23 protein-coding genes and 1 pseudogene are annotated in these 25,194 nt (G+C 38.0%); 5 read left to right on the top strand and 19 right to left on the bottom strand.

Features of this window, described 5'->3' with window-relative positions; all coding sequences use genetic code 11:
* Positions 1-241: 241 nt before the first annotated feature.
* The 6 genes from TEPIRE1_RS01640 to TEPIRE1_RS01615 all read right to left on the bottom strand — a co-directional run bounded on the left by TEPIRE1_RS01640 (position 242) and on the right by TEPIRE1_RS01615 (position 7,518).
* Positions 242-1,735 carry a TrkH family potassium uptake protein gene (locus TEPIRE1_RS01640; RefSeq protein WP_013777453.1) on the bottom strand — a complete coding sequence of 498 codons (1,494 nt, stop codon included), beginning with the start codon at positions 1,733-1,735 and terminating at the stop codon, positions 242-244.
* Positions 1,732-3,135 carry a Trk system potassium transporter TrkA gene (trkA, locus tag TEPIRE1_RS01635; RefSeq protein WP_013777452.1) on the bottom strand — a complete coding sequence of 468 codons (1,404 nt, stop codon included), beginning with the start codon at positions 3,133-3,135 and terminating at the stop codon, positions 1,732-1,734. Before trkA ends, TEPIRE1_RS01640 begins: the two co-directional genes overlap by 4 nt.
* 69 nt (positions 3,136-3,204) lie before the next feature.
* Positions 3,205-4,551, bottom strand: a complete 1,347-nt coding sequence (gene glmM, locus TEPIRE1_RS01630; protein ID WP_013777451.1) for a phosphoglucosamine mutase — start codon at positions 4,549-4,551, stop codon at positions 3,205-3,207.
* Between the two features lie 15 nt (positions 4,552-4,566).
* Positions 4,567-5,781, bottom strand: a complete 1,215-nt coding sequence (locus tag TEPIRE1_RS01625) for a CdaR family protein (protein WP_013777450.1) — start codon at positions 5,779-5,781, stop codon at positions 4,567-4,569.
* Positions 5,774-6,595 carry a diadenylate cyclase CdaA gene (cdaA, locus tag TEPIRE1_RS01620; protein ID WP_013777449.1) on the bottom strand — a complete coding sequence of 274 codons (822 nt, stop codon included), beginning with the start codon at positions 6,593-6,595 and terminating at the stop codon, positions 5,774-5,776. The genes TEPIRE1_RS01625 and cdaA overlap by 8 nt, the downstream gene beginning before the upstream one ends.
* Positions 6,596-6,690: 95 nt before the next feature.
* The gene (locus TEPIRE1_RS01615) at positions 6,691-7,518 is read right to left on the bottom strand and encodes a bactofilin family protein (RefSeq protein WP_013777448.1); all 828 of its coding nucleotides are present in this window, start codon (positions 7,516-7,518) and stop codon (positions 6,691-6,693) included.
* 360 nt (positions 7,519-7,878) lie between these two features.
* Between TEPIRE1_RS01615 and TEPIRE1_RS01610 the strand changes: the two genes are divergently transcribed.
* From TEPIRE1_RS01610 to TEPIRE1_RS01595, 4 genes are all read left to right on the top strand, one after another.
* Positions 7,879-8,757, top strand: coding sequence for a polysaccharide deacetylase family protein (locus TEPIRE1_RS01610; protein WP_013777447.1), 879 nt, complete (start codon positions 7,879-7,881; stop codon positions 8,755-8,757).
* Positions 8,758-8,921: 164 nt separating this feature from the next.
* Positions 8,922-9,359 (top strand): nucleoside recognition domain-containing protein, encoded by a 438-nt coding sequence (locus tag TEPIRE1_RS01605; RefSeq protein ID WP_013777446.1) that lies wholly within the window; start codon positions 8,922-8,924, stop codon positions 9,357-9,359.
* Positions 9,360-9,391: 32 nt separating this feature from the next.
* Complete coding sequence (locus tag TEPIRE1_RS01600) at positions 9,392-9,859, top strand: nucleoside recognition domain-containing protein (protein WP_013777445.1); 468 nt, start codon at positions 9,392-9,394, stop codon at positions 9,857-9,859.
* Between the two features lies 1 nt (position 9,860).
* Positions 9,861-10,187, top strand: coding sequence for a MazG-like family protein (locus tag TEPIRE1_RS01595; protein ID WP_013777444.1), 327 nt, complete (start codon positions 9,861-9,863; stop codon positions 10,185-10,187).
* Between the two features lie 11 nt (positions 10,188-10,198).
* Here TEPIRE1_RS01595 and rho read toward each other — a convergent pair whose 3' ends face one another.
* The 7 genes and pseudogenes from rho to TEPIRE1_RS01560 all read right to left on the bottom strand — a co-directional run.
* Positions 10,199-11,473: a transcription termination factor Rho gene (gene rho / locus TEPIRE1_RS01590; protein WP_013777443.1), complete on the bottom strand. Its 1,275-nt coding sequence runs from the start codon at positions 11,471-11,473 to the stop codon at positions 10,199-10,201.
* A 322-nt stretch (positions 11,474-11,795) separates the two neighbouring features.
* Positions 11,796-12,389, bottom strand: a complete 594-nt coding sequence (locus TEPIRE1_RS01585) for a hypothetical protein (RefSeq protein ID WP_013777442.1) — start codon at positions 12,387-12,389, stop codon at positions 11,796-11,798.
* A 28-nt stretch (positions 12,390-12,417) separates the two neighbouring features.
* On the bottom strand, positions 12,418-13,392 hold the full coding sequence (locus tag TEPIRE1_RS01580; RefSeq protein ID WP_013777441.1) for an ATP-binding protein: 975 nt from the start codon (positions 13,390-13,392) through the stop codon (positions 12,418-12,420).
* Entirely contained in the window at positions 13,362-13,781 is a 420-nt protein-coding gene (locus TEPIRE1_RS01575; RefSeq protein WP_013777440.1) for a response regulator, read from the bottom strand. The genes TEPIRE1_RS01580 and TEPIRE1_RS01575 overlap by 31 nt, the downstream gene beginning before the upstream one ends.
* 161 nt (positions 13,782-13,942) lie before the next feature.
* Positions 13,943-16,912: a S8 family serine peptidase gene (locus tag TEPIRE1_RS01570; protein ID WP_013777439.1), complete on the bottom strand. Its 2,970-nt coding sequence runs from the start codon at positions 16,910-16,912 to the stop codon at positions 13,943-13,945.
* A 52-nt stretch (positions 16,913-16,964) separates the two neighbouring features.
* Positions 16,965-18,839 carry an S-layer homology domain-containing protein gene (locus tag TEPIRE1_RS01565; RefSeq protein WP_013777438.1) on the bottom strand — a complete coding sequence of 625 codons (1,875 nt, stop codon included), beginning with the start codon at positions 18,837-18,839 and terminating at the stop codon, positions 16,965-16,967.
* Between the two features lie 121 nt (positions 18,840-18,960).
* A pseudogene (locus tag TEPIRE1_RS01560) lies at positions 18,961-19,578 on the bottom strand (GntR family transcriptional regulator); the annotation flags it as partial.
* On the opposite strand from TEPIRE1_RS01560, the gene TEPIRE1_RS14315 reads away from it, so the two are divergent.
* The gene (locus tag TEPIRE1_RS14315; protein ID WP_331704436.1) at positions 19,499-19,870 is read left to right on the top strand and encodes a hypothetical protein; all 372 of its coding nucleotides are present in this window, start codon (positions 19,499-19,501) and stop codon (positions 19,868-19,870) included. The pseudogene TEPIRE1_RS01560 and the gene TEPIRE1_RS14315 overlap by 80 nt on opposite strands.
* A 17-nt stretch (positions 19,871-19,887) precedes the next feature.
* On the opposite strand, the gene TEPIRE1_RS01550 is transcribed toward TEPIRE1_RS14315, so the two are convergent.
* From TEPIRE1_RS01550 to TEPIRE1_RS01525, 6 genes are all read right to left on the bottom strand, one after another.
* Positions 19,888-20,574, bottom strand: coding sequence for a cobalamin B12-binding domain-containing protein (locus TEPIRE1_RS01550; RefSeq protein WP_013777436.1), 687 nt, complete (start codon positions 20,572-20,574; stop codon positions 19,888-19,890).
* Positions 20,575-20,779: 205 nt separating this feature from the next.
* A complete protein-coding gene (gene gcvH / locus TEPIRE1_RS01545) occupies positions 20,780-21,154 on the bottom strand; it encodes a glycine cleavage system protein GcvH (protein WP_013777435.1) in 375 nt (124 codons plus the stop codon).
* A 135-nt stretch (positions 21,155-21,289) separates the two neighbouring features.
* Positions 21,290-22,663, bottom strand: coding sequence for a dihydrolipoyl dehydrogenase (gene lpdA, locus TEPIRE1_RS01540; RefSeq protein ID WP_013777434.1), 1,374 nt, complete (start codon positions 22,661-22,663; stop codon positions 21,290-21,292).
* 17 nt (positions 22,664-22,680) lie between these two features.
* On the bottom strand, positions 22,681-23,556 hold the full coding sequence (locus TEPIRE1_RS01535; protein ID WP_013777433.1) for a methylenetetrahydrofolate reductase: 876 nt from the start codon (positions 23,554-23,556) through the stop codon (positions 22,681-22,683).
* The gene (locus tag TEPIRE1_RS01530) at positions 23,553-24,221 is read right to left on the bottom strand and encodes a methylenetetrahydrofolate reductase C-terminal domain-containing protein (protein WP_013777432.1); all 669 of its coding nucleotides are present in this window, start codon (positions 24,219-24,221) and stop codon (positions 23,553-23,555) included. Before TEPIRE1_RS01530 ends, TEPIRE1_RS01535 begins: the two co-directional genes overlap by 4 nt.
* Positions 24,222-24,242: 21 nt before the next feature.
* Positions 24,243-25,100, bottom strand: coding sequence for a bifunctional 5,10-methylenetetrahydrofolate dehydrogenase/5,10-methenyltetrahydrofolate cyclohydrolase (locus tag TEPIRE1_RS01525; protein WP_013777431.1), 858 nt, complete (start codon positions 25,098-25,100; stop codon positions 24,243-24,245).
* Between the last annotated feature and the right edge of the window lie 94 nt (positions 25,101-25,194).

Below are 25,194 nucleotides of genomic sequence, written 5' to 3'. Positions count from 1 at the left end.
TGGCCTTCATGACCATTTGATAAAATTTTAACATTTGCTTGTTTTCTTGTCAACACCAAAAAAAAATTATATTTATTCGTTCCATGATAACGTCGTTATTATTCAGAGGTCTGTCATTTTGCTATATACTGCTGTCATTGTGAGCGCAGCGAAGAATCTTATTTAATCCTTGCAAAGAGCCTTCACTGCGTTCAGGATGACAAGTTGTTTTCATTTTAACATAGACCCAAAATATTCAATTTTAAATTGAGTGGTCTTTCCGCAGTGAATAGTCCTTGGGTTTACCAAAGATTGTAACTCCCTGCCAAAAACTTGGAGTAAAGCACAGCATCACTGTAAATATCTCAAGCCTTCCCATTAACATAAGAAAGCTGAGGACAAGTTTTCCAATTTGTGGGATTTCGCTAAAAGTAGATTCGGGACCCACACTGCCAAGCCCCGGACCTATGTTGCCCAGTGTAGCTGCTACAGATGAAACCGATGTTATCATGTCTTCGCCCAACATCGCTATGAATAACGAGCCTAGCACAAATAAGGCTATATATATATAACTAAATGCCAAAATATTTCTCAGGACATCATCGGGAATAGGTTTGCCTCCTATTTTTACCGGGACTACAGCTTTAGGGTGAAGTGTATGGGTTAACTCTCGCCTGCAGTATTTGAATAAAATCAGCATCCTGATTTGTTTTATGGCACCGCCGGTAGAACCGGCACATCCTCCAAAAAACATAAGCAGCAACAGTAACATTTTAGAAAATGCAGGCCAAAGGTCAAAATTTGCAGTAGCATATCCGGTAGTGGTCATTATTGAAACCACTTGAAACGCACTTGTCCTAAAAAGGTCGGTCTTTAATGGAATTAATCCTCTGATATTCCATGCAATTAAAAGAGTTGTAACGATGATTACTCCTAAGTAAAATTTCAGCTCCTCATCTCCAAATACTCGATCCCACTGGCGCTTAAGCAGATAATAATAAAGGCTGAAATTTACCCCGGACATTGCCATAAATATTAATATTATAATTTCTGCTGCAGGATTTTTAAAGGCACCTACGCTCAAAGCTCGCGTGGAAAAACCTCCGGTTGCAACTGTGCCGAATGTATGTGTCAGTGAATCGAATAAATCAAGGCCGGCTACCATCAATAATATGGTTTGAAGTATCGTCAACCCCATATATATGCGCCATAATATTTTTGCCGTATTTGCTATCTTGGAAGATAGTTTCGAAACTGAAGGCCCGGGAACCTCTGCACGAAACATATGAAATCCTCCGGCACCTACTCCCGGAAGGATAGCCAGGAAAAGCACTATAATTCCCATGCCGCCCAGCCAGTGAGTAAAACTTCGCCAAAAGAGTATTCCGTGAGGAAGTGCTTCCACATTGTTTATTACCGTGGCTCCGGTAGTCGTAAAACCTGATATCGCTTCAAAAAATCCATCGATAAAAGTATCCACCGCGCCATAAAACACAAATGGCAATGCTCCAAAAATACCGGCCAATATCCAACCTAATGTGACAATAAGAAAGCCTTCTCTAAGGCCTAAATCTTTTCTCAAGTAAGTTTTCACTCGCAGCAACACTCCAACTATTATTGCGGCAACGATTGAAAATAAAAAAGCATTGATATCGCTGTCACCATAATAAATCGACCATCCCAGAGATGGAACCATGGAAATTCCTAAAACGATCAGTAAAGTGCCAAGAATATAGCGTACAGTATTTAAGTTCAATTAGCTATCATCCCTTCATGTATTCCTTGGTGCTTCTTGGCTGTTCCGAAGGCACAAAAAAGCCGTTCCACCTGCTTGACATTTTCAGACTGAGTAAAGATTATTAATCGGTCTTTAGGTAAAATAACATCGTTTCCTCTTGGGATGACAGCTTTGCCGTTTCTTAGTATTGCACCGATAATAATGCCTTGTGCTGATAGACGCAGCGCTTTTAACTGCTGATTGATTAAAGGAGAATCATCAGCAGCGGCAAGTTCAATTATTTCAGCTCTTCCATCCTTTAAAAATGTCTCTGATATGATACTTGACTTTCTAAAAAGCTGAGAAAGCCTTCCTGCTACTAATAACCGCGGACTTATATAGGAATCGATGCCCAGTGTCTGCATCAGTATTTCATAGTCCGGTTTGTTAATCTCGACAATTGTTTTAGATGTGCCTAGTTTTTTACCTAAAATAGATGTAAGAATATTTAATTCATCCGACCCTGTTACAGATACTAATACATCTACACTCTCTATATTTTCGTCTTTTAAAAAATTTATATCCGCTACATCTGCATTTAAAACCAGAGTCTTATTAAGATGGTCGCTTAGAATGTGACACTTTTGGGCAGATTTTTCTACCAGTTTTATAGTCATTGAATTTTTCTTGTAACCTTCCAAAATCTTAGCCAACTTAAACCCAATTTTCCCTCCGCCCAGAATCATCACATTTTTAACCCGTTTTTTTTCACTTCTTACCATACTGCTAAATTCAGTAAGCGTGCCGGTCTTTTTTATGACATACACCATGTCATTAGGCAAAAACTTATCCTCACCCTTCGGAATGACAATTTGGCCATTTTCGCGGAAAATTCCAACAACAAAGTAATCCGGAGATACCGGTAAAATCGTAAGCGGCTGATTTATCAGCTCGGATTCTTTGTCGACCCTAAGAGCTATGAGTTCTATTTTTCCTCCGGCAAAGTATTCGATTTCATTGACATCGGGATTTTTTATGAGTTTGGCTATCTCCAGAGCCGTCAATCCTTCAGGATCAATCATAATATCTATGCCCAGCTGCTCGCTAGTAAGCAACATTTTATGGCTGGTATATTCCGGGTTTCTCACTCGTGCTACGGTTTTGATATTAGCTAGTTTTTTTGCAATCATGCAAAACATAATATTTAATTCATCACTATCAGTAACAGCAATAAATACATCGGCCTCTTCAACGCCGGCATCAACTAAAGCAGAGATGCGTTCACCGGTTTCCTGTAATAACATAGCATCCAATTTATTTGAAAGGCTTGAAATCTTTTCACTGTCTTTTTCCAAAACTACCACATCATGATTGTCTGCAATTAACCGTTTTGCAAGCTCAGTTCCTATATCGCCGGCTCCGGCGATTATTACCTTCACTTTTGACACCACCTATATAAAATTGTGAATAATTGGGGTCAGGCCCCAATTATTCACTTCTTTTTTTATTTATCTCAGTTCTTGTTCTATCACTTCAGCAACAGATTTTGCAACTTTTTCAATTAAATCTTGCTGTTCACCTTCTACCATTACACGAATCAGCGGTTCAGTACCTGACGGGCGAACTAGAATTCTGCCTTTTTCACCCAAAAGCTCTTGGTTCTCTGCTATGATTTCTTGAATGCGTTTATTGCTATCATAGCCGGATTTGTCTGCCACTGTCACATTTATAAGTATTTGAGGGTATACCTTCATTATCTGCCTTAGCTCTGAAAGAGTTTTATTTTCATTCACCATTACATCAATAAGTTTCACTCCGGTTAGGATTCCATCACCGGTAGTGTTATAATCCAGAAAAATGATATGACCTGATTGTTCCCCGCCAAAATTGTAACCACTGCTTAACATTTCCTCAAGAACATAGCGGTCACCTACTTTCGCCCGCATCATTTGTATACCTGCATTCTTTAAGGCTACTTCTAATCCCATATTACTCATTACAGTGGAAACTACGGTTTCATTTTTTAAAAGTCCGCGACTTTTCAGGTGCACCCCACAAATGGCCATTATATGGTCTCCATCTACTATTTCACCTTTTTCATCAACAGCTATCAGTCGGTCTGCATCTCCATCGAAGGATAGGCCTACATCAGCCCTTATTTCTCTAACATATTTGCAAAGGCTCTCAGGATGTGTGGAACCACAATTAACATTTATGTTAGTACCATCAGGTTGATTGTTTATTATATGAACATCTGCGCCTAATTCCTCTAAAATTATGGGTGCCACTTGGTAAGATGCTCCATTGGCACAATCTAAGGCTACTTTTAAACCCCTAAATTTAAGTTTTTTATCTATCACCGATTTTATAAAATCCACATAGGGTCTTATTGCATCTTCTGTGTAAGTTTTTCCCACATCTGAGCCTATAGGGTTTTTTATTTCTCCATTAGTATCCTCAAGCAGTGCTTCGATTTCGTCTTCCATGGCATCAGGTAATTTATAACCATTTTTATCAAAAAACTTAATCCCATTATATTCGAATGGATTATGAGATGCAGAGATCACTACACCGGCATCTGCGTTAAAGTGGCGTGTAAGATAGGCAATGGCAGGAGTTGGCATAATTCCTACCTTTAAAACATCCGCACCTTGTGAACACATACCGGCTATCAATGCAGCTTCCAGTAAATCTCCCGATATCCTTGTATCCTTACCAACTACCATAATGGGTTTTTTGTGAAGCTTAGATAAAACTTGTGCGCCTGCTCGACCCAGCTTAAAAGCTAAAAGCGGTGAAAGGTCTTTGTTTGCTACACCTCTAACCCCATCTGTTCCAAATAGCCTGGACTTCATTGAGTTTCCTCCTTTTTACCGTAAAAGACTGCTAATAGTAGCAATAATTTCGCTTGGCTCTATTTTAATAATTCTGTAGGGTCTTGATATATCCGCTCGAATCTTTACCAAATGCTCGCCTTCTGTAAGGCCGGTAATATCTACATTTAACTTCACCATGTTTTCATTTACCTTATCAATAATACTCTCAGGACCACTTACTGTCAATATAATATCTCTATCATGTTCTAGTTCTGCATTTAATCCTGAATCAGCACCTTCTATAGCAATTTTATCCGACTTAATATTCAAAGTAGTAGTTGCCAATTTTTCAATCTCAATAGTAACCTGTGCTGATTGAACTTCTTCATCAAAGATTGTAATCCCTTTTGGCAAAATTAAATTTACATTCACTGAAACCGTTGACATTTCACCTTGAATATTTATCGGTTCGGTGTTTATGGACTGAAGATTGTTTAATATATCGGCACTTCCGGTCACCGTTATTGACGGTGGGTCTATTCTTACATCTCTGATTATATAGCCTTCGGGGGGATTACCCCTTATATTCGGTAAAACTTGCACATTGCTGACGGGAACAATAGGCACCGTGACCTCGACCACATCAGGTCTAAATGTAATTCTTTTTTGTTCATTGCCTTGGCCGTCAAGAACCATAAATGGAAGGGTACTGATAACTGTACTGTCTTTGTCCGATATATCAATTGTCGTTGATATTTTCTTTACTGCATTAACAATGCTTCGCGGACCTTTAATGACAACTTCCTGAGGCTTGACTTGCGGTTTGCCTGCCGCAAAGCCTTGTGCCGGTGTTCCGACTACTTCTACCGTAACAGGTCTTTGCTCTTCAATAACAGCCTCTAAAGTCACCATAATTTCCCTTGGCAAGACATCGATAAGCTCTATGTTCGGCGGTACAACCACATCAACGCGAATTAAATTATCGCCTTCCATACGTCCCCGCATGCTTACTTCAGCACTAATATCATTTGGTTTTAGATCGGTCACCAAGCTGCGGCGCCCCCTGACTTTCACATTTACTGTAAATTGAGATGATTCGTCTTTTAAGGCAAACTTATCCTCATCCAGATTTGACAGTTTAACGGGTACATCCCTGACTACATAGGTAACTTGGGGGTTTTGTTCATTCATTACATACAGCCACATAACAATGGCAACAATAATTGAAAGAACTTTGACAGCCGTATCATTAGCAAAAAATTTATGCATTATCCTTCCTCCAGTACCATAGGGATGGTTTTTTATCTTTTATTTCATATATGTCTTTTAACATATTCTTAAGAGTCTTTATATCAAGATAACGGCTGAGTTTACCATCTTCAGCTACTGAAATAACACCGGTTTCTTCTGAAACAACAATGGCTACGGCATCGGATTCTTCAGTAACGCCTAAAGCAGCACGATGCCTGGTACCCAGTTCCTTGCTTAGATTTGGATTTTCGGTAAGTGGCAGGTAACATCCTGCCGCCATTATTCTGTCATTTCTTATTACAACCGCACCGTCATGTAAAGGAGTATTTGGTACAAATATATTTATCAGGAGTTCAGCCGAAACAAAGCCCTCAATTTTAACACCGGTTTCAATATATTCATTAAGCCCTGTTTGTTTTTCCATTACAATAAGTGCTCCGGTTTTTTCCTTAGATAATTCCTCAGCAGCGCTTGCAATATAGTCAATAACCTTGTTCATCTCTACTTCGCCCAATCCTAATAGCGGTGTTGAGAAAAACCTCCCTCTTCCCAGTTGTTCTAAGGCTCTCCTGAGTTCTGGCTGGAAAACAACAAGAAGTGCTATAACACCTACTGTCATAGCATTTCTTAAAATCCAATTTATTGTATAAAGTCCCAGCCATTCGCTTAACTTTGTAGAAACGACCAGCACAACCAAACCCTTTAAAAGCTGTACAGCTCGGGTTCCTTGAATTAATTGTATGGCTTTATATGAAACAAAAGCTACAATAGCTATATCCAATAAGTCCATTAAACGAAAACCTTTGAAAAGCTCAAAAAGCTGTAATGACATTTCCCCACCCCAGCATACCTTTTTATCATTATAAATATTATAGCATTTAATCTTGATTTAGTATATTTCTATAACTGTTATTTTTTTGCTTTTGTCTATTCTGTTGACCTTTTTGTCCCAAATCGAGTTTCCGCAGTAATGCCCAAAGACGTAATCAAAACTATTGCAGAAGTTAAACCGCCTATGAAAGGTACTAAATTAATCAGCCAAAGAAGCAGTGCACCAAGTGCAAATTCAAGCAAAATCTCAGATTTCATTTTCAAGTGCTCATTTAATTTTCTACCAATAAAGATACTGATGCACAGATACCCGAAAAATCCCGCGGCATACAGAAGTAGCAACAATATGGGAATTAAAGGAATTCCTATCAACGTAATAAATAAGAGCAGCAACATAACGGGTGTTAGTAAGAGAATTGCAAGACCAATGAGCATCTTTCTGCCCACTTCTTTTTCAACAGCACCGGATGCCATCTTTATGCTATTGGGAAATAGGATTATAACAAGAATTCCTACAGCCAAAAGCCCGAGAAATCGCACAATTTTAAACCAAATGTATCTTCGGTTTGTGCCTTGCCGTGTAATATCGTTTACTATATTTTTTACCCCTGATATCTTTACTTCGGTTGTCTTGCCGTAGATTTTAGAGGTTTCCCCTCTAATTACCCGTCCGCCTACGGCAGTAACGTCGCCTGTGACCTCGCCATTAACTCTTATATCGCCTAAAATCGCCACTACGTCTCCGGTTACCTTACCGTCTACTCTGATATCACCCATTATGGCAATAATATCACTCGTTACAACCTCATTAGAATCTATTGTTATATCTTTGTGAATCTGAATCAGGTCGTCTGTTTCTGTAGCTAACACCGGTGTAGGTATAAGCAGTAATAAGGTAAAGATTAAAATAAGTATTTTTTTCATTGTATCACCTTCTATTTTTATTATTTTTTAAACGTGTTTCGATACAAGCAATGAGTTTTTATCCGGTTATCCGCGATTGATTTTGCAAATACCGGCAGTCTATCCCTTCTTAGCACATCCATGCTTTGGAACTTTTTCTTGACGAATATTTCATATTTGATGCTAACTGATAAAAAGTTATTTGCTCTGGATAAATTATACAATACTTAGCACAAATTTTGAAATAAATTAAATTAAATTTATATTTTGTAATGATAATGTAATAAAATACCAACGCTTTTTAACCCATAATGCAGTATTATAAAGATAGAGAGCATATTTTTCATTTATATTTTGGTAAGTAACAGGGGGCTAAAAAAGATGCAGTTAAATCTTAAAAAGCAAAAAGAAACTCAAATCTCATATCTGAAATATATCATATGCATTCTCTTTGCAGTATTCTTTTCCTTCTGCACTTTCCCCTGTCAAATCAGTACCGGACAGGCTGATAAAATTGTAGCTAGCACATCAGCGCAACAATTAAACATAAATGATGAAAATAATACTGCTTTTTTGGACGAAATGGAGCTTAAGCAGTTAAAGCAACTTCAAGACCGAGGGCCTAAAGCTTTGCCCCCACTTTCAAAATCTGTGCTGGCATCAAAATTTATTCGTCACGGCTCTGAAGATATAAAGCAGGTTGCCATTACTTTCGATGACGGACCTTATTTATTGACCGAAAAATATATTGAAATACTGAAAGCATATGATATCCGAGCTACTTTCTTCCTAATTGGAGTTCAAGTAGAAAAATACCCTGATGATGCAAAAATGATTATTGACAACGGCTACGAAATCGGAATTCACTCATATAACCATAAAAAGCTCACAAACATGAGCATAGATTCAATTGAAACTGACCTTATAAAAAGTCTGGAAACTATTGAAAAAATTGCCAGGGAAACTGATATAAGATTTTTTAGACCGCCATTCGGTAGTTTTAATGACTCAGTAATAGAAACAGCTAAAAAACATAATTTAACCACAGTTTTATGGTGTGTAGACCCGCAGGATTGGCAAAAAGATGATTCGGAGCAAATAGCTCGACACGTGATAGAAAAGGCGAATAACGGAGCTATTATACTGCTGCACGAAGGGAGACAAGGAACATTGGGGGCTTTGCCCAGGATTATCGAAGGTCTGTGGGAAAAGGGTTTTGAGATTGTGTCTTTGTCAGAACTTTTGTCGACAGCGGAGTAATGTAAGGGTGCCTACTAGGCACCCTTACAGTTTTTTATGGCTTGGTGAATAAAAAGGAACCGTCCCTAAATATTCAGGCGAAATATTCATAAATATTTACTTTTCGCTTTGATACTTCCATGTTATAATTATTTAATAGGATATACGGATTGGAGGAACTTTTTTTGCAGGATGTTAATAAGGGTTTTTCACCAAACACATTAAAGCGGGGACTTATGTCAGGGCTTAATATCACTTGGGAACTTTCTAAAATTATGGTTCCTATTTATTTTATAGTCACATTCCTAAAATATACCCCGATTATCAGCTGGATTTCGAATCTTTTTGCACCTATTATGAATTTATTCGGTTTGCCGGGAGAGGCAGCGATAGTTTTGGTTATGGGTAATGCCGTAAACTTATATGCTGCCGTTGGGGCCATGGCTTCTCTTGCACTTTCTATTAAAGAGATATCCATTTTGGCGATAATGCTCTCATTTTGCCACAGTCTTCTTGTTGAAACTGCTTTAGCAAAAAAAATAGGCCTCTCCGCCATTAAAGTAATAGCAGTAAGAGTAGCCTTAGCTGTAGTTTCAGGGCTGGTTTTCAACATCTTGTTATAGATTTTGTTATAGATTATTGGAGGTAAATAATTATGTTTATTATTTTTAAAGAAGCTTTTATTGGTAGCTTTAACTCAGTTAAACAAATAGCATTTATAGTAATTCCTCTGATGTTAGTCATGGAAATCTTAAAAGATATGGGTGTGCTTGATAAAATAGCTCAACTCTTTTCTCCATTAGTGAAAATATACGGCATGAAAAAAGAAGCAGGATTCCCTTTAGTTATCGGTATAGTCATTGGATTGTCTTATGGTGCAGGTATTATTTTCCAGTCAGCAAAGGAAGACCAACTTACCCGCCGTGATCTCTATCTACTAACATATTTTCTAGTAGCTGCTCACGCTGTTTTTGAAGATACAGCCATTTTTATGGCATTTGGTGTAAACGGTCTGCTGCTTCTTGTTACAAGATTAGTAGTAGCCGCATTGTTTACATTTCTTGCTTCTCGATGGATTAAACCCGATGATACTCTTTTACAGAATTCTAGTGAGGTGATATAGAATGATGCCGTCAGAAAATCATGATTATAAAGTAATCAGCTTGCCTAAGCTTAACGGTCTTACTCCGACTCTTGAATCAACCGCTTTAAAGCTGATGGAAGAAGCCGGTGAACTTGCTCAAGCAATAGGAAAGTTTCGTGGTAAGAGCGGGGAGACCGTATGGATGGATGAAGAAAAAGTAGTCGACAAGATGGCGCAGGAACTATTGGATGTAGCTCAAGTAGCCGTTTCAATGATGTTCGTCCTTGAAGAAAATTATGATATTAACCTTAAGGAGAAACTGGAACAGCATATCGCAAAGCTCAAATCAAAAGGGTATATCAAGTAATAGTATTTAAACTAATATGTCCCTTTATTGTTTTGCATTTCATTAACAAACGTTGCCAAGCTTTCATAAAACTCTCTATTTGTTTTTGTTTTTCTTAATTTATTTATGATAATAGATGTAGCCTCCACATTGTCAACAGAAGCCAAGGCTTTTCTTAAAACCCATGTAGCTTCTAATTCTTCCTTGGATAACAATAATTCTTCCCTACGCGTACCGGACTTTTTTATGTCAATGGCAGGATATATCCTGCGCTCTGCCAGTTTTCTATCAAGGTGTATCTCCATATTTCCTGTTCCTTTAAATTCTTCATAAATCACATCATCCATTCGGCTTCCCGTTTCTACTAATGCTGTAGCTATAATTGTCAAGCTGCCGCCTTCTTCAATATTCCTGGCAGATCCGAAAAAGCGCTTTGGTTTGTGAAGCGCGCTGGGGTCCAGACCGCCGGAAAGAGTCCTGCCTGTAGGAGGTACCACTAAGTTGTTGGCTCTAGCTAAGCGGGTTATACTGTCTAGAAGGATAACCACATCTTTTCTGCTCTCCACCAAGCGCTGTGCCCTTTCTAATACCATATCAGCAACCCTTAAATGATTTTCAGGCAGTTCATCAAATGTAGAACTTACCACTTCGCCTTCTACAGAGCGTCTAATATCTGTTACTTCTTCAGGTCTTTCATCAATCAAAAGCACTATGAGCTGAACTTCCGGGTGATTCTGTGTAAGGCTGTTAGCTATATTCTTAAGCATCATGGTCTTGCCCGCTTTTGGCGGAGATACAATTAGTGCCCTCTGGCCTTTTCCTATTGGAGCAATAATATCGATAATGCGCGTAGAAAGCTCTTGAGGATCATGTTCCAGTATAAAGCGTGAGTTGGGAAAGATTGGAGTCAGTGAATCAAAATGATATCTGCAAACAGCGTGTTCCGGATCTAAACCGTTCACCGCAGAAATCTGAAGCACCGCTCGATACTTCTCGCCTTCCTTGGGAGGTCTTACATTTCCGGCAATCATATCACCGGTTCTCAAATGAAAGCGACGTATTTGCGATGGTGATATGTATATATCCTCATCTGAAGGCAAATAGTTCTCAATTCTTAAAAAGCCGTAGCCATCGGGCAAAACTTCCAGTACTCCTTCTGCCACCGCATCCCCACGTTCATTAGCTGCTTCCATTATTTTAATAATAAGCTCGCGCTTTCGATATTTATAATACCCCGGTATTTTCTTTTCTTTAGCAATTTCATGTAGCTGCGCTATTGTCTTTTTTTCCAGTTCTGTAATAAGCAATGCTTCACCCCTTAGATTTCTTTAAAGCTGTACAAACAAATTACAAAATTATTATTCTATTATTACTCTATAGAAACTATCATGCTGATATTTTTGAATACTCTCGGGAAAATAAAATTCAATGATAATTCTTGATGAATAGGAAATAAATGGAAGAAAGTAATCCTGAAAAATCATATTCAATGATGAGAAAATATTTCTTCTTTACCGGAAAATTACAAATAAATCAGGATAAAAAGAGCCCTCAAAGGGCTCTTTTTATAAGATACACCGAGGAGGATTTGCCTTTTGTTAGATATTATACCATTTCCGTGTCATATCGTCAATATTTAGTAAGCTTGCGACAGGATTTGGATTTTATGGTAATAGATTGCATTTTTCTAACCATTTCTAAATCCTCTTGATTTGCTGCATTTACTATATAAACACTCCCACAATTTTTGCAAATGAGTTCTATCTTATCAGTACCAATATTTGCAGCTACATTCCTACTCCCGCATTGACAACGTATTTTCTTGTCTTCGGCCATATCATGTATATGGTTTATCAGTTCATACATGATAAAAGGCTCAGTAAAATAGTCGTCAAAACCCATCTCATGCATCAGCAATTCCACCTCATGCTGATGTTTTGATACCATCGCTTCTACATCGGCTTTTGACCCGAGATAAGCTAATTCACGGCCGCATCCATAGCAGTATAAGCGATGACCCCCGGGCCTCTTTAAGGATTTCAGAGTAAGGCTTGATTTATTATATTTTTTGCACTCATCACAATATAGCTCTATTATCACCTCTTTTTTATTGTGATATACAATTAGCGGCTTCTGAGCATACTCACGAAAGAGGCTTATAGGCATAATATCAATATTATTGTTGCTTTTATATAGGGCTATAAAAAACCTCGCATCTATCATTTGCATCACCGATTTATTTTGGGTATGTTTAGCAGCTTATCAGAGGAAATTCAAGATAAAAAGTGGTTCCTTTTCCCTCCGTTGATTCTAAATATATGCTGCCCCCATAATTATTTATAATCTTCTTAGTAATGTACAGACCTAAACCGGTTCCGTTTTCTTTTGTACTAAAGAAAGGATTGAAGATTTTATCAATGTCATCCTGCCTTATTCCAATACCTTCATCTTTTATTTCAACTATACATGTTGTTTTATCTTTTGCATATGCTTTAATGCTTAAATTTGCTCCGGTTTTCATAGCTTCAATGGAATTTTGAATAAGATTGATAAGTATTTGTATTAACTGTTCTTTATCAACCATAATAACAAGTTCATCACTGCTAAGATCACACTTGCAAGTTATATCTTTAAGTTTAAAACCATATTGGAAAAATGCTACAACTTCCTCTATTGTCTTTTTAACTGAAGTACCGCCTTTATCTTCGCCATTAATGAAAGAATCATCCTTATATTTTGATAGAAATTCATTTATTAGGCTGTTCATTCGGTCCAATTCACTTATTATTATATTGACGTATTCCTTTCTTTTATCATCTTCACTAAAACTTTGGTGCAGAATTTGCAGAAAGCCCCTTATGGAAAAAATAGGATTTTTAATCTCATGGATATAACTTGCTGCCATTTGCTTTTCTGCCGTCAGACTTTCATTTTGCACCTTTTCTCTTTGCGATTCTTTTCGTTTTGTTTCCGCTGCTTCTTCATACGTTGCAAAACACCCTAATATACCCGTTGAATCTTCTATAACTGAAAAGTCTACATCATACGCATAGACATTATTACTTACTTTATCATCGTCATATTTAATCAGAATTCGATGACTGCCCTCCCTAACATATAACGGAGGGTCCTGCCTGATAGTGTAAGTACTTTTAGTAAAATAATCGCAATTACACTTACCCGATTTTGCAGAGTTCACTGTGCCGTGCCGCCGTTCATCTCCCATTTACCTTCTCCTCTCGAAGCCATGCCTGATGTTGATATTTCTACTAAGAAGGTTGCAAATTCTAAAATATCAAAGGGCTTAATAAAAAAACCAAGAGCACCACGTGCTTTAGCCATTTCTACGCAGCCTGCATCTGAATAACCTGAAATGAATACTGCTTTTATATCAGATTTTATCTCTTGAATCTTTGATAAAAGGCTAATACCATCCATCTCCGGAAGGTTAACATCCAGTATAACAATATCAGGTTGGTCATTTTTAACAACTTCAACGGCTTCTATATGATTTGATGCTGTAAAAACTGTAAACCCAGAATTTATAAGTACTTCCTGTAACATTATTTTAACCCAATACTCATCATCTACAATCAGTACTTTATAACTTTGCATGGAATTCCCCTACCTAAAGAATGCATCCGAATAAATCAAAGATTTGCCTTCTCTCAGTTCCCAGTTACATTGACAGAAATTTAAACTGTTATAATTATTTTATTCTATATGAATCATAGATTTCCTTCTTTACCACACAATAAATATTTCAGTTTAGACTTTTAAAAGTTTTTTCTAAATACCAGCGGTGCATAACGTTCATCATAAATTTCAATTGTTTCTACAACAGTATCAATAGGTATAACAGCTTTTCCATCTATGACAAGATATTCAATACCATTTACTATAATATCGGTATTAACCGGATTGCCTGTATCCTTCTCTTTTACTAAAATGTATCCATCGGAGGTTATTTCTATTTCTAACATTTTTCTGCCAACCACAAATTTAAGTGGTATATGTGAAATTTCATTACCATTTGCGTTTTCCACAGCAATATACCCGATAAACTCGGAACCTGTAGTCGGAATATTAACAAACAACCCGGCATTCCATTGATGATTAGGATTTAACTTTCCATAGATATCTTGTATATATACGTTCATTTTATCTGTTAAAATTTGAGTTTTGACCTCAATATCTGCCGTTCCTTCCGGGATAGAAAATCCATCTATATATACTATATATTCTCCCGGCTCAGGGCTTGTCAAATGTATGTTTTCTTGCAGAACATCAATCTTTGCAGAAAGCGCAACTTCTTCATATAAACCGTCGGTATTCTTTTTATAAAGATATAAATCCATGTCGCATTTTTGATTATTTTGGGGAATTAAATTTATATTTAAGTCCATTGCATTTACCGGCACTTTAATAATAGGGCCCTTTGTAAGCTCACCATCTTTTACTTTTACCTTTGCGAAGGAAATCCCTTCATTCTTTTCAGCCAAACCTACACCCTCTAAGCGACCGTCAAACACATTATCTCCATTTTTCAACATAATTTCCTGGGAAATATAACTTTCACCCTTTTTTACAGCAAAAGTCAACTCCTTTATATCCGTAAAAATTCCAAAAGCCTTAGCCGATAATCGATAAGATGTTACATCCGCACCAAAATCCGACAAATTATAATCTGAAACTACTACGACTTCCCATATGCCGGGTTTTGGTTTAGCTGCTTTGAAGCAACTGCTTTGCTTTGTCGATATATAATCTGCTCCTGCCACATCTTCATATACTTTATGGCCTTCCGGGTCGTAAACATATATCAGTGCCCGCCCCATGGAATTATTTTTCTCAAGAACAGTTAAGGTCAAATCAATCTCCGACATTCCAGGAACTGTTTTGAAAAAATAACGTTCCCAATGAGATGGCGAAAGTTCTCCATTTATAGATATATTGCAGGTCTTTGCCAAGTCATAGGGCACAGCCGCAGTAGTTAAAAAATTCATTACGGCTTTACCGCTTTCTATATTGTAGCCGGTAGTTCTGGCAGTATATAGGCCCGGTTGTTGGGGAAACCTGTACGAAAGCATCATGCTTTGCGGCTTCCCTTGCGGCAGTACAACTTCATTTTTATTTTCACCTATACTTAACCATTCTTGATCAGATTCCAGCCTTATTACCTGTGAGCCGGGAGACATGTTAGTAAGCAGCAGCTTTAGCTGTGCTTTTAATTGGTCGCGGAAAGTAACACCATCTATATCTTCCGATGAATCTGTTAAATTTATGGCTATGCGCGGTAAACCGAATAAATCACCCGTACCATGTTTTAATACATTCCAGCTTTTTACGACATCTATGAGACCATTCCCTTGTTCGATTTCAAGATAACCTTCTATTTTTTGTGTTCCAGCCTCTATAGCCTTTTTTAAGTTTGCAGGAGAAATCTCTATGCCCTCTTTTTTAGCTTGCTCACGCAGTAGTGCGCAGCTGCCTGAAACAAACGGTGCTGCCATACTGGTCCCGTCCATTAGAAAATAACCCCCGCTGTCCCATCGATTAACGGTTGAAATTACACTAGACGGTGCAACCACTGTCGGTCTTGAGGAACTATGACCCACACCTGTGTAATACCAAAGTGTTTCATCCGGTACTTTTGCATTATAGTTGATGTCCCAAAGTCTGGGGGACATATATGCTCCAACGGTAATTATATTATCAGCGCCACCCACATCATAAGCCGTTGCCAGTCCAGGACCACTGTTTCCTGCGGCGATAACAATAATCGCATTGCTTTCAAGCGATAATTTTTTCAAAAGCTCCAGTTGAGTTTTATGGCCTTCTTTAGATGATGCAAGATTGCCGATACTTACATTTATGACATCCGCTCCTTGCTTGACGGCATATTCAATGGCCTTGAAAATATCTTCCCAATTACCATCCCCAGATGATCCCATTACCTTTATTGCGATTATCTGCGCTCCAGGTGCCGTTCCCATAAGATTACCGTTAGCTCCTATGATTCCGGTTACGTGAGTGCCATGCCCGTTGCCGTCAAAACCCAGTTTTACAAAACTGCCGTTTATATCAACATTTGTAATAACAAAAGATGATTCTTCGACATAGTCTGTTGCCGGATTGTCCCTGCCAAAGCTGGCCCATTTATAATCCGTCGAATAAACCCTTAGGGGTATTTCGTCAGTAAAGTCAAAATTTTTATTGGTATCCACATAGACAGTATCATAGATTTTTGGCAAAACCGAGTCAATTACTAAAACCCCAAAAGCATCGTTATTTTTGTTGTTTCGATTTACATCCTGACAAATAGGGCTGTCCTTGTCCAGTTGTTGCTCTTTGAAAACACCTACATGAAATGAGCCGCTCATTGACCGTATGCCCTCGACATTATATTTTTGTTCTTCAATATTTACCAGATTTTTCTCAGGAATAGCCGTAGCTTTCGTATCGACATATCCTTCATTGGTTAAATCAATATAGTTAATGACTTTAGTGCTGCCATTCGGAGTTCTCTGCAAATCAGGATGACTTACATCAACACCTGTATCTATCACCGCCACTTTAATACCATTACCGTCAACACCGTACTGCTTTCGGAATTCATCTGCTTTAATCGACCTGAGAGCCTCAACCATCCCAGTATTTACATTAAAATTAAGGCCTTGCCCTTTGGCTAGGCCTGTAAAACACACTATAAAAATTATTATCAGTAAACATAACTTTTTTTTCATTAATATCAATTCCTAAATATATTTTATTGATATCTAAATCTGTTTTCCAATTCTAATCAGAAATAGTAAGATCATGGACGGTATCTGCGAAAAACAGGCCTCCCTCATAACTGCCTATACATATAACTTCGTCGCCTTCAGCAATCCTACTTATCCTAACTTCTCTATTTTCCTTGTATAATATGGTATCGCTGGTATAATACACATGTTGCGTGCTTTTTGTGCCATCATCATTTTTTATACTGATTACTATAACTTTAACATCTTCATTTATATTAACTACAGTGCCCCTTATTGTTTCCTTGACACTTCGAACAGTTACATCTATGCTTATAGCCTCATCATTTTCAGCTTCTATATCCACATAGTAGTTCGGCCGAATATCCGTTACATCTATTTGCTTTCTATCTTTTGTTATTTCGGTATCTCTGGTTATTGTAAGTATGTGTTCCCTGCCTTTGTCGTCTATCACGGTAACAGAATTAATATCAGCAAGCGTTACTGCTTTCACCGTTCCGCTTATATCCTGTTTTGTGCTTGTGGCAACAACCCTTGTACCTACGCCATATTCTAAAGTCAGCTTTACTTCATCACCAATTTTGAGGTCGCTGACATCTGCACTTCTGCTGTTTTTGCGTATTGTTGCATTCTTATCTAATTCGTAGTCATTCTCTTTGCCGTCCTCATCTTCAATTGTAATTGTGGGGTTTTTGGAAATAAATGTAATGTCAGTTATTACACCCATAATTTCTTTAGTAGCAGTTTCCGCCTCTATTCTTACTATTTTGCCGTCTGTTACAGTAACAGCAGCGGTATCCCCTATCATTAGTTTATAGATGTCGGAGGTTGTGCCATCACGTCTTATTTTTACATCTGATGCTATATTATAGCTTTCATATTTATCATTATCTTGGTTTTCAATAGTAAGAACATTCGCCGATATGTTAACTCCTCGGATTATTCCTTTTATGACCTTGTCTTCGTCTTCATCCTCATCCTCATCCTCAACAATGGTAGCCTGTTTACCGTAAGCAACCTCTACATATTGTGCCGTATTTCTGCTAGCTATTATGTTGACAGTATCGCCAGATTTTATGTCTTTTAGCTGTGCGCTGGTTAAATTGCCATCTGCATCTTCTTTATAGATTAAAGTATTGGTATCCACAGTATATGTTTTAGAACTGCCGTCACCTAATTTTAAATCAAAAGAAGGCAGTAATGTTGAATCCACATTTTTGACTACACCTTGAACCATGATATTATTAGTTTTTTCAAGTTTGGTTATATTATGAAGTACTGTAGCTATTTGAGCCCTGGTAACCTTATCATTAGGTTTAAAGCTGCCGTCCGGAAATCCCTTCATGATTCCCTTTTCAACAGCTATTTCTATATACGGCCTGGCTTTCAGCTCGATCAAATAACCATCGTTAAAAGTTAAAGAGGCATTTAAATTTTCACGGCTTTCGGCTTCTTGTCCAAGCCCTATGGCTTTTACCGCAAAAACAGCAACTTCTGACCTTGTAGCCGCATCTGCCGGTCTGAAATTTTCCAAGTCTTCATCGGATACAATCCCCTTTTCCACAGCCACCGCCACATATCCTCGTGCCCAGGGTGCCACTGAATTAGCCTTGGGAAAAGTTGAAGGCAGACTTTTGCCAGTTGCCTGACTTTCCCACCCCATAAGCCTGACCAACATGGTAATAAGTTGCTCTCTTGTCACAGAATCATCAGGGCCGTAAGTAGTTTCTGTCACACCTTTTACAACTCCCAAAAGATTCATTTTCTCTATATACGGTCGTGCCCAATCGTATTTTGTAGCGGTTATATCCGTAAAACCGGCAGCCATAACCTGAGTTGAACCAAATGCTAGAATCAGAATTATTGTAAGAAATACTATAGATGCTTTTCTTGTTTTTCTACCGCTCATTAATTTTCCCCTCCATTAAATAAAGCTTTATCTCATTAGTATTCTACAACTACCTATATTTGTCCTCTTTTTTTATTAAAAAACCTTTGCAATTATAATTGCAAAGGTTTTGGTTTTTCTGCTAAGTTGTAACTTTTTCTTGAGCTGTTTTATCACTAAATGACGCCTCAGCATAGAGTTTGCAATAATCACTCCTGAAATACGTTATTCCCAGTCCCATAGGTTTGTTATCAATATCATAAAGTTTTTGTTCAACTACCATCAGAGGAACTTCATTATATATGTTTAAATATTTTCGAATTTCTTCATCCGGTACTTGAGCTGAAATAATTAGTTCCTTTTTTATTGCAAAAAGCGATGTATTCTTTGATACCATTTCAGGGAATGTCGCATATCGTATTTCTTTTTCTACGATCGGCATGCCTTTATAATAAGGTAAATATTTCACGTCATACGCTACCGGTTCACCATCGGTATAAAACAATCTTCGAATCAGTATTACTTTTTTATTTTTAGTTATTTTTAATTCATTAATAAGCTTATAAGTCGGCATTATAATATTAACTTCTAAAAGTTTGGTTCTGTCAACACTATTTATGAAATTATTCATTTCATCGTAATAAAGGGTATATATACTGCTATCAGGTTGCTGAACAAAGTTGCCTTTACCCGGAATAGAATATATATACCCTTCGCTGGCTAAAATAGCCAGTCCTTTTCTCACCGTCATGCGGCTTGAGCTTGCTAAGGAGCGCCTTGACCGTATAGAGGCGGCTATAAATCTCGAAGAGCCGGCTAGGGTTCCATGTTGGGGAATCGGCGGGGAGATTGTTGCAAGTTATTCAGGCTTTACGCAATATGATTTGGCTTATGATCCTGAAAAATCCCTAAAAGCAATTGAAAAATTCTTAAAAGATTTTCCTTTTGATACATCAATGGCTGGACTTGCAGGGTTAGACGGGCATTATAGGCCTTACTTAAAGCGTTTTCAGAGTATATGGCGTCACCAGGTTTTAATTGTCCTGTATTAATTTTTTCTTTTATGTCTTCAACGATTTGAAGATAAATCGGTAATCCCATTATTGATACTCCTTGTTTGATATTTAGTTTTTATCCATTTTTTGCAGTATTTAACGCCAACCGATGCATCCTTTGTGTAATAATCAGCGCCCACATACTCACATGCTTCTTTAGTAAGATGGTTACCTCCCAAAATGATTAGTATATTACTCCTCAGACCGGCTTCATTTAACGCCTCTACCGTTTCCTTCATTGATTCTATTGTGTAGTTTAGCACACCACTTAAGCCGACAATATCCGGCTGATATTTTTGTACACCTTTCACAAATGACTCTTTACCTACGTCGACTCCAAGATCAATAACATCGAATTTATTTGCTTCCATCATGCCTCTAAAAATATCTTTACCAATATCGTGCAGATCACCTTTTACAGTTCCGATTAATACTCTTCCGATTTTTTTACTGTCATCGTTATGAAGTTGAGCCGCCATCTTATCAAGTTTCAAAACCTCTTTAAAAATAAGTCCTGCCATAATAAGATCTGCTATAAAATACTGCTTATTTTCGTATAATTTACCTACCCTGTTCATCCCTTCTTTAATTAAGTTCAATAGATAGAAAGGTTCCATACCATCATTCAACGCTTTATTGGCTAATTTTACAACCTTATCTTCGTCTAGTTCTTCCACTGCTTTAATTATTAATTCGTCCATTATGCCCCTCCCTTCACAAGCCCAGGCACAAAAGTCAGAAATATCTTCAATCTTGTCATCATAATAATATCACTATATGCTAAATTTTTCAAATAATAAAACCGAGATGATAACCACAGACTCAAAATTCAATAAATATAACGGTAAATATACACAATAGCAGTCTTTGAGCATAGCTTTGCGCCGCCCTGCTGAATATAATACCTTATTCTAATCCCTCTTCATATACTGATGCACTTATCATATCATTCAGTTCTTCAGGACTATTCAATTCAAACTTGGCAATCCACGCGTCATAAGGTGCCGCGTTTATATATTCAGGCTCGTCATCCAGTTTTTCGTTGACTTCCAATACGACACCGGAAAAAGGCAACATTAGTGTTGAATTTACTTTCGAGGATTCCACCTCGCTAAATTGATCGCCCTTGGAAAACTCTTGGCCGACTTCCGGTAAGTCTACGTACAGTATTTCTCCCAGTTGATCTTGAGCATAGTCGGTAATGCCTACATAGGCAGTATTACCTTCTACCTTCACCCATAAATGTTCTTTGTTATAAATTAAATTATCGGGAAACTTCATTCGATTCTCTCCTTTTCCAACTTAATGTTTATAAGTTTTAATGCTAAAAGTCAAACAAATGTCGAATTTCCGGTGCATTACTTTACAATCCATTTTTAAACCTCTTTCGTTTTTACATGATTTTTGCCTGCAGAATTATACTTTATGTACGCTTTGACCGTGTACATCGTGCAAGGCTTCCATTATAGCCTCACTCAGGGTTGGATGCGGATGAATAACATCGCCCACTTGTTCAGCAGAAAGTCCAAGGTGAACTGCTAATGTCAGTTCTGCCAACAAATCTGTTGCATTGGGACCTACCACTGAAGCACCGATTAGTTTATCATTTTCATCTGTTATAACCTTTACAAATCCCTGTATTTTATCAATAACTTGGGCCTTGCCCAAACCTCTAAAGTCAAAGGTTCCGATTTTATATGCTTTAGCCGCAACTTTAAGCTCAGATTCAGTCAATCCTACAGCAGCAACTTCTGGTTCTGTGTAGACACATCTGGGGACGGCATGGTATGCAACTTCCTTGTCGCCACCCAGAGCATTTTCGGCAGCAATTACACCCTCTTTTGAAGCTACATGAGCCAAAAACGGTGTATCAATAATATCACCTATTGCATAAATACCTTCTGCACATGTTTCCAATTTCCTATTTACGGGAATCCTGCCTCTCTTATCTGTTTCAATCCCTGCATTTTCCAGTCCCAATTCTTCCGTAAATGGTTTCCTTCCGATGGAAACCATCATCATGTCAGCTTCAAGCATAGTATTTTCCACGCCTGCAATTACCCTATTGTTTTCTACTTTAACGGAAGTAATGCCTTTCCCTGTAATTATTTTGATTTTATCCTTCTTAAACTGCCGAATTAACTGTTTTGCTACATCTTCATCTTCCATAGGCAGTATCTGCGGCATCATTTCAACTATTGTCACTTCCGTTCCCAGCCGCCGCAAAAACTGGCCTATTTCGCAGCCAATTACGCCGCCACCGACAATTATCATAGAATCAGGAATTTTCTCGAGGTTTAACACTTCATCACTGGTAATTATATATTTTCCATCATAGTTAAATAATCCGGGACATACAGGTATCGACCCAGTTGCAAGAATTATCTTATCTGCTCTTAAGATTTCCTTTGAACCGTCATCTTTTGTAACTTCAACCAGGTTTTTATCTATAAGTTTACCTACGCCTTTTATAATCTCTATGCCATTCTTTTTAAGCAGAAATTCGATACCATTTACCATTTGCGAAACTAATTTATTTTTTCTGTTCATCATTTCGGAAAAGTCGGCACTCACTTGACCTGTTATGTTTACTCCAAACTTTTGGGCATTATTAACAATCCCAAATACATCTGAAGAAGCCAATAAAGATTTTGTAGGTATGCAGCCGCGATTTAAGCAAGTACCACCAACTTTATCCTTTTCGATAATACTCACTTTAGCTCCTAGTTTGGCTGCTTTTATAGCTGCTTCATACCCACCCGGCCCTGCTCCTATTACTACTAATCTCATTTGGATTCCTCCCATATTTAAAGTTCCGCTGCATCTAAAATCAAGGGTACGTTTTCTTCCGCACCAATTGCCATTATATGAACACCATCGCATAAATTCCGGTTTTTTAGTTCAACGATAAACTCGCCGGCAATTTTAATACCCTCCTGCACCGGATCTTTACTCAACTTTAATCTGTCAATCAATTCGTCAGGTACATTTATTCCCGGAATCTTTTTATTCATAAACCTTGCCATGCCCGCTGATTTTAGTGGAATAATACCGACTAGTATCTTAGTATTTAAATGTTTTGTTATTTCCTTAAATTTTTCCATTGTCCGGATATCGTATACTGCTTGAGTCTGAAAAAATTTTGCTCCGGCAATTATTTTCTTTTTCATTTTGATTAATTGCAGTTCAATGGGATCATATTCCGGAGTTACACTTGCTCCCAAGAAGAAGGACGGGCTTCCTTCAAGCTTATTTCCACCCATATCAACACCACTTGCCAGCATTGTAGCTGCCTGCAAAATCCCAATACTGTCTAAGTCATATACCGGCTTTGCACCTGGATTATCACCAACGGTAGTATGGTCTCCGGTAAGGGCTAACAGGTTTTTTACCCCAAAAAATCCCGCCGACAGCATTTCTCCCTGTATCGCTATTCTATTTCGATCACGCCCGGTTATTTGAAAGACAGGCTCTAATCCTAAATCGATTAAAGCTTTGCACATAGCTAAAGAAGTTGCTTTCAATGATGATGATTGAAAATCTGTAACATTTATAGCATGAACTCTATCTCCAAATAATTCTGCATTCTGCAGGGCATGAGAAAAATCAGTTCCTTTTGGTGGTGCCAATTCGGCAGTAACTGCAAACTCACCGCTTTCAAGAGCTTTTTGCAACAAACTCATTGCCTTCCACCCCCATCTTTCTCTCGTAAGTTGAGGTTTCTCGGATATGTGGTCTTAGAATAGTCCTTAGGCTGCTGTATTTGAATTAAGTTTTCTACTTGCCCTAATTCTTTCAGCCTTTTATATATTAAAATCCAAGCACAGTCATTTTCCGGATTTACTTCACATTTTCCATCTTTTGCACCACCGCATGGACCATTCAGCAAAGATTTGGCACAACGAGTCACCGGACAAATACCTCCCGTCAATCCCAACACACATTCTCCACAAGTTCTACATGCTTCGCTGTATTGACCAACCCTTTCAACTTCCCCGACAAATAATGTATCATTACCTGGATAGACCGGAATCTTTACCTGCTTTGCGATAGTTTGAGTCCCATCTCCGCATGCAAATGATAAAATGGCATCCGCCTCATTTATTTCATCTTTTATCTTCTTAAGATCTCTTCTAATCAAAAGATAGTTGCAACTGGTTTCAGGCACAATAAAAGCTAAAACCTGCTTACCGATTTCTTCTAATCTCTTTTTCATGGCTATTAATTCTTCTTCACCGCCGCTCTTACATGCAGTAGCACATTGAGCGCAACCTATTAATACAATTTTTTCGCAGTCTTTTAAATACTCAGTTATTTCTTCAAAGGGTTTATTTTGCGAAATTATCAAGGCTATCCTACCTCCTTTGGCTTATAGTAAACTCAACTGCATTTTACATGCCTGAACAACATGCTTTGCTAAAACAGAAGTTGTAACCGAGCCTACTCCACCCGGAACCGGAGTTATCATAGAAGCCTTGTTTATGCAGTTATCAGTATCCACATCCCCGCATAGCCTACCATCTTCGTCCATATTAATCCCTACATCGATAACAACTGCTCCATCTTTAATGTAGTTGGAGTTAACCATTTTGGCTCTTCCTATACCAACCACTAGTATGTCGGCACCTGATGCAACCAATGGCAAATCTCTTGTTCTCGAATGACACACCGTGACAGTGGCATGCTCTTTTAATAGCAGCATAGCTGCAGGTTTCCCCACTATCATAGATCTGCCGATGACTACCGCATTTTTACCCATAAGCTCGATATTATAAAACTTCAGGATTTCCATTACTGCCGACGGAGTGCATGGAGGAAATCCGGTTTCGTCGCCTTCAAAAACTTTTGCCACGTTTATGGGATTAAAACAATCTACGTCTTTTTCAGGTGCAATGAAATTTTTTATCACTTTTTCGTCCAGCTGTTTTGGCAAAGGCCTTAATATCAATATTCCGTGAGTTGACGTATCAGCATTTATCTTTTCTAATTCACTTATAAAATCAGTTTGCTCAATATTTTCAGGCAAAGCCCGTGCATCCGTATCTATGTTTATATTTGCCATTGCTTTAAGGGCTCCGCGTTCATATGACATATCACCCGGATCTGCTCCAACTCTAACAATCGTTAATTTGGGAATAATACCTTTTGCCTTTAAATCCTGAACTTCTGCCTTAAGTTCTTCCTTTATTGCATCTGCGACTGGTTTGCCTTTCATTAATATACCCAATTAAAATCCTCCCTCATCTCAGTATTAAGACACGGGAACAGGTGCTTTTATCATAATCTTTGCTAAATAAAGCAAGGCAATGGGACGTTTTTAC

Origin of the sequence: Tepidanaerobacter acetatoxydans Re1, assembly GCF_000328765.2 — a bacterium.
In the GTDB taxonomy this organism is placed as follows: domain Bacteria; phylum Bacillota; class Thermosediminibacteria; order Thermosediminibacterales; family Tepidanaerobacteraceae; genus Tepidanaerobacter; species Tepidanaerobacter acetatoxydans.
The sequence above is the reverse complement of the archived record's forward strand: the minus strand, read 5'-3'. Positions and strand labels throughout refer to the sequence as shown.